Raw genomic sequence first — 7986 nt, 5'->3', positions numbered from 1 at the left:
ATTTGTAAGAGACGATATTGCTCGACCTAATATTGGTGAGAAAAAATACGCAACCTACATGCCGTATTTGTTAACTATATTTTTCTTTATTTGGATCAATAACTTGATTGGTTTAATTCCATTTTTTCCATTCAGTTCGAACCTTACAGGAAATATTTACTTTACATTTGTAATGGCGTTTATTACGTTCATCGTTACCACTTTAAGTGGAAATAAAGAATATTGGGGTCACATTTTCAACACACCGGGAGTTCCAGTTTGGTTAGCACCCATTATGATTCCCGTAGAATTGATTGGAATGTTGACAAAGCCTTTTGCATTAATGATTCGTTTATTCGCAAACATTACGGCAGGTCACATCATCATTTTGAGTTTGATTTCATTGATATTTATATTCGAAACTGTAGCGGTTTCTCCAATTTCTGGAGCATTTGTATTGTTCATGAGTGTATTAGAAATGTTAGTTGCAGCCTTACAAGCGTATGTATTTACCTTGTTGTCTGCATTATTTATCGGTCAGGCAGTTGCCGAACATGACCACCACTAAATTGAGTTTTATTTATTATTAACTATATAAATTTTTTATTATGATTTTAGCTGGAATCGGAGCTGGATTAGCTGTAATTGGTGCAGGACTTGGAATTGGTAAAATTGGTGGATCTGCAATGGATGCAATCGCTCGTCAGCCAGAAGCTGCTGGAAAAATCCAAACTGCTATGATTATTGCTGCTGCACTTATTGAAGGTGTTGCACTTTTCGCAGTAGTTGTTGCGTTAATCGCAAAGTAATTAAAATTAAAACTTCCTGCAAGCGGTTGGCTTCAGGGAGTTTTTTTAAACAAGACAAACAAATTTTAAATATATAATCGTATGCAATTAACTTCACCAGAGAGTTTAATTTTTTGGACTACAATTATCTTCTTAATTTTCTTTATATTATTGAGAAAATTCGCTTGGAAACCAATTCTAGGAGCTGTAAAAAGTCGTGAAGATTCTATCAACACTGCTTTGCAATCAGCTGAAGCAGCTCGTAGAGAAATGCAAGATCTTACCGCTACAAACGAAAGAATTTTGCAAGAAGCAAGAATGGAACGTGACGCGATGCTCAAAGAAGCGCGTGAAATGAGAGAAAAAATGATTGCCGATTCTAAAACGGATGCACAAGCAGAAGGCGCTCGTATGATTGAACAAGCCAAAACGGCCATTCAAGCAGAAAAAAATGCAGCAATGTCAGAATTGAAAGCACAAGTTTCGACACTTTCATTAGAAATTGCTGAAAAATTATTGAAAACCGAATTGTCTAACAAAGATTCTCAAAAACAATTGGTTGAGAAAATGTTGGGCGACGTTACCTTAAACTAATCCTATGGCAAGTACAAGAGCAGCGATAAGATATGCCAAGGCTATTTTGGAAATCGCCCAAGAAAAAGGAGCGGTTCAAGAAGTAGGTAAGGATATGCAAACTATTGCATCTACAATCAAAGGAAATCAGGAATTGCACAACTTTATTGAAAGCCCAACGATTAGTGCTAAAAATAAAGAGGCTGCATTATTGGAAGTTTTTACTTCTTCAAATGCCACAACAAAGTCCTTGTTTCATTTATTGGCGGTGAATAAAAGATTCGGAATTTTGGAAGCAATTTCATTCGAATACAAACGATTGTTAGATGAAGTAAATAATGTTGAAACTGCCGAAGTAACAACTGCGTTTCCTTTAACCGATGATTTGGAATCCAAAGTTTTGGCTAAAGTTAAAGAATTTACATCTAAAGCCGTTACACTGCATAATATTGTAGATGAATCCATTATCGGAGGTTTTATTTTAAGAATAGGCGATAAGCAGTACAATGCTTCTATTGCAAACAGTTTACAAGTTTTAAAAAGAGAATTAAGTAACTAATTATTTATATAATTATGGCGGATATTAACCCTGCTGAAATTTCAGCAATATTAAAAAAGCAAGTAGAAGGTTTTGAATCGGGTGCTACGCTTGAAGAAGTTGGATCAGTTTTAAATGTTGGAGATGGTATCGCTCGTATTTACGGGTTATCCAATGTACAATATGGAGAATTAGTTGAATTCGAAAACGGTCTTGAAGCAATTGTTTTGAACCTTGAAGAAGATAACGTAGGTGTGGTACTTTTAGGACCATCAACAGGTATCAAAGAAGGATCGACTGCTAAAAGAACACAACGAATTGCTTCGCTTAAAGTGGGTGAAGAAATGGTAGGTCGTGTTGTAAACACACTTGGATTTCCAATCGACGGTAAAGGACCAATTGGTGGAACTTTATACGAAATGCCATTGGAAAGAAAAGCTCCTGGAGTAATTTTCCGTCAGCCTGTTACTGAACCTCTTCAAACAGGTATTAAAGCGGTTGATGCCATGATTCCTGTAGGACGTGGACAAAGAGAGCTTGTAATTGGTGACCGTCAAACGGGTAAATCAACGGTTTGTTTGGATACTATTTTGAACCAAAAAGAATTTTACGATGCAGGTCAACCTGTATTTTGTATATATGTTGCAATCGGACAAAAAGCCTCAACTGTAGCTTTGATTGCTAAAACATTGGAAGAAAAAGGAGCAATGGCCTACACGGTTATTGTTGCTGCAAATGCTTCTGATCCAGCTCCAATGCAAGTTTATGCTCCAATGGCAGGTGCTGCAATTGGTGAATACTTCAGAGATTCTGGTCGTCCAGCTTTAATTGTTTATGATGATTTATCAAAACAAGCTGTTGCTTACCGTGAAGTTTCTCTTTTGCTAAGAAGACCACCGGGACGTGAAGCATATCCTGGAGACGTTTTCTACCTGCACTCTCGTTTATTAGAAAGAGCTTGTAAAGTTATTGCTAATGATGAGATTGCAAAAAACATGAACGACTTGCCAGATTCTATCAAAGGAATCGTAAAAGGTGGTGGTTCATTAACCGCTTTGCCAATTATCGAAACACAAGCGGGTGACGTTTCTGCATACATTCCAACAAACGTAATTTCGATTACAGACGGACAGATTTTCCTTGACGGTGATTTGTTTAACTCTGGTGTTCGTCCAGCAATCAACGTGGGTATTTCGGTATCTCGTGTAGGTGGTAACGCACAAATTAAATCAATGAAAAAAGTAGCAGGTACCTTGAAACTGGATCAAGCACAGTTCCGTGAATTGGAAGCGTTTGCCAAATTCGGTTCTGACCTTGATGCGGTTACATTGAACGTAATTGAAAAAGGTAAAAGAAACGTTGAAATCTTGAAACAAGGTTTGAACGATCCGTATACTGTGGAAGATCAGGTAGCTATTATCTATGCAGGTTCTAAAAACTTGTTGAGAAATGTTCCTGTTAATAAAGTAAAAGAATTTGAAAGAGATTTCTTAGAATTCCTTAACAACAAACACAGAGATACACTTGACGCTTTGAAAGCTGGAAAATTAGATGACAAGATTACTGGTGTTATCGAAAGTGTAGCTAAAGAAGTTTCAGCGAAATACAATTAATTAGATAATTCGGAAATTAGATAATTAGATACTGTCCTTGGATGCTTCTAATTATCTAATGGTCTAATTATCACATTTTCTAATTATATTACAATTAATTAGATAATTGGGAAAATAGATAGTTAAAAAATGTCCTCGGACGCTTCTGATTATCTAATTATCACATTATCACATTTTCTAATTATACAATGGCAAATTTAAAGGAAATCCGTAATAGAATTACTTCCGTTTCATCGACAATGCAGATTACTTCTGCGATGAAAATGGTTTCTGCTGCAAAGCTAAAAAAAGCACAAGATGCCATTACAGCAATGCGTCCTTATGCCGAAAAGTTAACGGAATTATTGCAAAATCTTTCTGCAACGCTTGATGGCGATGTAGGAGGAGAATTTACAACACAACGTCCAGTAAACAATGTTTTGCTTGTGGCTATCACTTCTAACAGAGGTTTGTGTGGTGCTTTTAATTCAAATGTAATCAAAGCAATCAAGACCAGAACCGATTTCTACGAAGGAAAAAACGTCGAAATTTATGCAATTGGAAAAAAAGGAAACGATGTTCTGACCAAATCGTGCAAAATTACCGCTAACAAAAGTGCTATTTTTGACCAATTGACTTTTGAAAATGTGGCTTTGATTGCCGAAGATTTAACACAGAAATTCCTTTCTGGCGAATACGACCGAATTGAATTGGTGTACAACCAGTTTAAAAATGCGGCTACTCAAATTGTAATGACCGAACAGTTTCTGCCTTTGGAGCCAATTTCAGCTACGGCAAACTCCAAATCAGTTGATTATATTTATGAACCACAAAAAGAAGAAATTCTTCTTGCCTTGATTCCTAAATCGTTGAAAACACAGTTGTACAAAGGAATCAGAGATTCATTTGCATCAGAACATGGCGCTCGTATGACAGCTATGCACAAAGCTACCGATAACGCAACGGCATTGAGAAACCAATTGAAATTAACCTATAACAAAGCACGTCAAGCAGCAATTACAAACGAAATTTTGGAAATCGTTGGTGGTGCAGAAGCGTTGAAAGGATAAAGTTTATCAAACTATATAAAAAGGCCGACAGCGATGTCGGCTTTTTTTATTCTAAAGATGAATTTACTCTGATTTTATAAATCAGAATCTAAAAACATATACGAAACTATCAGGTTTATTTGTGAATCAATACCCCCAAAACACAAAGAATGTCTTATTTTTGTTTAAAATTAGATGAATCGTCTTGAGCCTTTACAAAAATCTTTTTAAGCAAACCGCCATTTACGGACTCGCTACGGTATTACCGAGAATGCTGAGTTTCCTGTTGGTAATGGTTCATACAAGCACGCTCGTTAAAGCTGATTATGGAGAAACCACCATACTTTTGGCCTATATGGTGTTCTTTAACGTCATTCTTTCCTACGGAATGGAAACCGCTTTTTTCCGTTTTTACAATTCCGAAGACAATAAAAAAGATGTTGTGGAAACTTCAACGATTTCTGTTTTTTGGACTTCCATCGGGTTTTTATTTCTCTCGATTTTCTTTAGAGACACACTTTCAAAATGGATTAATGTGGAAGTTGAATATGTAACTTACGCCATCTGGATTTTAGTTTTAGATGCTTTAGTTATTATTCCATTTTCCAAATTAAGAGCCGAACAAAGGCCAATTGTCTATGCCGTCATCAAGATAGGAAACGTGGTTATTAATATGGCTTTAAACTTGTTTTTCTTGCTTTATCTGCCACAAATTGCTCAAAATAATCCGGATACTTTTTTAGCAACACTTTATTTTGATGATTTCCAAATCGGCTATATTTTTATCGCCAATTTGATAGCGAGCTTGGCCACTTTTGTGGTGCTTTCGCCAAATTATTTTCACGTCAAGTGGCATTTTGATTTTCAGCTTTGGAAGAGAATGATGCAGTATGGTTTTCCAATTCTAATCGCCGGTATTGCTTTTGCCGTAAACGAACATTTCGATAAAATTTTTCTCGAGTATCTTCTGCCAAAAGATACCGGAAAAGCAGATGTTGGAGCCTATGCCGCTTGTTACAAGCTGGGATTATTTATGGTTTTATTTGCCACCGCATTTCGCCTGGGAATCGAGCCTTTTTTCTTCAGTTTCGCAAAAAACGAAAATGCAAAACAAACATACGCCATAATAACCAAGTTTTTTGTCATCTTCGGGTCCCTTATACTTTTGACGGTCATCGTTTTTGCCGATTTATTGAAAATGATAATGATACCAGATCAATCCTATTGGGAAGCAATGAAGGTTGTTCCGCTGATTATTTTGGCCAATTTTTTTCTAGGAATTTACAACAATCTTTCGGTTTGGTACAAATTAACGGACAAGACTAAAATTGGAGCTTACATTTCTGTCGTTGGAGCACTACTTACTTTGATATTGAACTACATTTTAATTCCCAAATACAGTTATATGGGTTCGGCAGTTGCAACCATTATGGCTTACGGAAGTATGATGGTCATTTCCTATACCCTCGGAAATCGATATTATCCGATTCCGTATGACATAAAAAAAATAGGTGGATATCTCGGAGTTTCAATCCTGTTCTCTATTTTTTCTTTTTATTTCTTCAGAGAAAATTATTTTGTTGGAATCCCTCTAATACTTGTATTCACCTATTTTATCTATTACAACGAAAAAGAAACCATATACAAAATCATCAAACGAAAAGCATAATTTATTATAATGCACTGATAAGTCTCGACTTGTCATAATCTAATTTATATGAACATAAAAATAATCAACAAATCGCAACATCCCCTTCCAAATTACGAATCCATAGCTTCGGCAGGAATGGATTTGAGAGCCAATTTGACAGAGTCAGTCACGCTAAATCAATTGGAAAGAGCCATCATCAAAACCGGAATTTTCATTGAATTACCAACTGGTTTTGAAGCACAAGTTCGCCCTAGAAGTGGCCTTGCGGCAAAAAAAGGAATCACCGTCTTGAATGCTCCAGGAACAGTTGATGCCGATTATCGTGGTGAAATTGGTGTGATTTTAGTAAATTTATCCAATGAAACTTTCGTTGTCGAAAACGGCGAAAGAATTGCTCAATTAATTATCGCTAAACACGAACGTGCCGAGTGGATTGAAGTTCAGGAATTATCGGAAACGAGTAGAGGAGAAGGCGGGTTTGGAAGTACGGGAGTAAAATAAGGACTCAGTTGTCAGTCACAGATTTCAATTATAATAGATCAATCAATAAATAATTTAAAGTATTCAGCATTGACTTAATACTTCATATAAAAATCTTAATACAGTTTCTATGAAAATAATAGTACCAATGGCCGGTCGCGGCTCGAGATTACGTCCACACACATTAACAATCCCGAAACCCTTAATTCCTATTGCAGGAAAACCAATCGTACACCGCTTAGTCGAAGATATTGCGGGAGTTTTAAACCAAGATATTGAGGAAGTAGCTTTTGTAATCCACGAAAGTTTTGGTAAAAAAGTAGAAGAAGATTTAATAGCAATTGCCGAAAAATTAGGTGCCAAAGGAACCATTTATTATCAAAATGAAGCCCTCGGAACGGGACACGCCATCATGTGTGCCAAAGATTCTTTGCAGGGTCCAGCGGTAATTGCGTATGCAGATACGCTAATTCGTGCCGATTTTGATTTAGATACCTCGGCCGATAGTGTAATTTGGGTCAAACAAGTCGATCAACCCGAAGCTTTTGGTGTGGTCAATTTAAATGCAAACGGTGAAATTATCGAATTGGTTGAAAAACCAAAGGAGTTTGTTTCGGATTTGGCCGTCATCGGAATTTATTATTTCAAAGATGTTGCTGTTCTTAAAAACGAATTGCAACTGGTTTTGGACAACAACATCATTCACGGTGGCGAATACCAAATTAACGACGGTATCAAACAAATGATGGCCAAAGGCATGAAATTTGTACCAGGCAAAGTGGACGAATGGATGGATTGCGGAAACAAAGAAGTAACGGTGGAAACCAATTCGAGAATGTTGGGCTTTTTGCACCAAGATGGAGAGTCGTTGGTAGCTTTGAATGTAAAACAAGAAAACGCAACAATCATCCCTCCGTGTTACATTGCCGAAGATGTGGTTTTAATCAACACCATTGTTGGACCTAATGTGTCGATAGGAAAAGGATGTCACGTGAGCGATTCGACTATTAAAAACAGTTTGATTCAAACCCATACTAAAATTAGAAACGCCAACTTAGACAACGCAATGATTGGAAATCACGCCATTTTTGATGGAAATTTTAGTTCTATCAGTATTGGAGATTATTCGATTTTGGAATAGGAAGGACGTATTGCGGGAACATTTTATTGAAAGTTTTGAAAATTTTAAATCGCTCGCAAAGTCGCAAAGATTGAATTGGTAACTTAACGTCTTTGCGTCTTTACGAGAAAAAAACTAGAAATTTGGGTTGTATTTTACCCGTTTTTCCGCGTGAGGGATAGTAGTGGAGCTCTCCCGATTTTTCATCGGGAAGCG

9 protein-coding genes are annotated in these 7986 nt (G+C 36.6%); all 9 read left to right on the top strand.

What is annotated here, in order from left to right:
* Nucleotides 1-547: F0F1 ATP synthase subunit A (atpB, locus tag ACIQ2X_RS11570; RefSeq protein WP_396179074.1), on the top strand; the 547-nt coding region annotated here is incomplete at its 5' end.
* A gap of 40 nt (nt 548-587) precedes the next feature.
* Entirely contained in the window at nt 588-788 is a 201-nt protein-coding gene (gene atpE, locus ACIQ2X_RS11565) for an ATP synthase F0 subunit C (RefSeq protein ID WP_022827760.1), read from the top strand.
* 81 nt (nt 789-869) lie between these two features.
* Nucleotides 870-1361 carry a F0F1 ATP synthase subunit B gene (locus ACIQ2X_RS11560; RefSeq protein WP_396179073.1) on the top strand — a complete coding sequence of 164 codons (492 nt, stop codon included), beginning with the start codon at nt 870-872 and terminating at the stop codon, nt 1359-1361.
* Between the two features lie 4 nt (nt 1362-1365).
* Complete coding sequence (gene atpH / locus ACIQ2X_RS11555; protein WP_396179072.1) at nt 1366-1899, top strand: ATP synthase F1 subunit delta; 534 nt, start codon at nt 1366-1368, stop codon at nt 1897-1899.
* A 14-nt stretch (nt 1900-1913) separates the two neighbouring features.
* The gene (atpA, locus tag ACIQ2X_RS11550) at nt 1914-3491 is read left to right on the top strand and encodes a F0F1 ATP synthase subunit alpha (RefSeq protein WP_396179071.1); all 1578 of its coding nucleotides are present in this window, start codon (nt 1914-1916) and stop codon (nt 3489-3491) included.
* 188 nt (nt 3492-3679) lie between these two features.
* The gene (gene atpG / locus ACIQ2X_RS11545; RefSeq protein WP_396179070.1) at nt 3680-4540 is read left to right on the top strand and encodes an ATP synthase F1 subunit gamma; all 861 of its coding nucleotides are present in this window, start codon (nt 3680-3682) and stop codon (nt 4538-4540) included.
* 184 nt (nt 4541-4724) lie between these two features.
* Nucleotides 4725-6188 (top strand): lipopolysaccharide biosynthesis protein, encoded by a 1464-nt coding sequence (locus ACIQ2X_RS11540; RefSeq protein ID WP_396179069.1) that lies wholly within the window; start codon nt 4725-4727, stop codon nt 6186-6188.
* Between the two features lie 48 nt (nt 6189-6236).
* Nucleotides 6237-6671 carry a dUTP diphosphatase gene (gene dut / locus ACIQ2X_RS11535; RefSeq protein WP_396179068.1) on the top strand — a complete coding sequence of 145 codons (435 nt, stop codon included), beginning with the start codon at nt 6237-6239 and terminating at the stop codon, nt 6669-6671.
* A 109-nt stretch (nt 6672-6780) separates the two neighbouring features.
* Nucleotides 6781-7791 (top strand): sugar phosphate nucleotidyltransferase, encoded by a 1011-nt coding sequence (locus ACIQ2X_RS11530; RefSeq protein ID WP_396179067.1) that lies wholly within the window; start codon nt 6781-6783, stop codon nt 7789-7791.
* The last annotated feature ends 195 nt before the right edge of the window (nt 7792-7986 follow it).

The organism is Flavobacterium sp. (genome assembly GCF_044368625.1).
Classification (GTDB): domain Bacteria; phylum Bacteroidota; class Bacteroidia; order Flavobacteriales; family Flavobacteriaceae; genus Flavobacterium.
The sequence above is the reverse complement of the archived record's forward strand: the minus strand, read 5'-3'. Positions and strand labels throughout refer to the sequence as shown.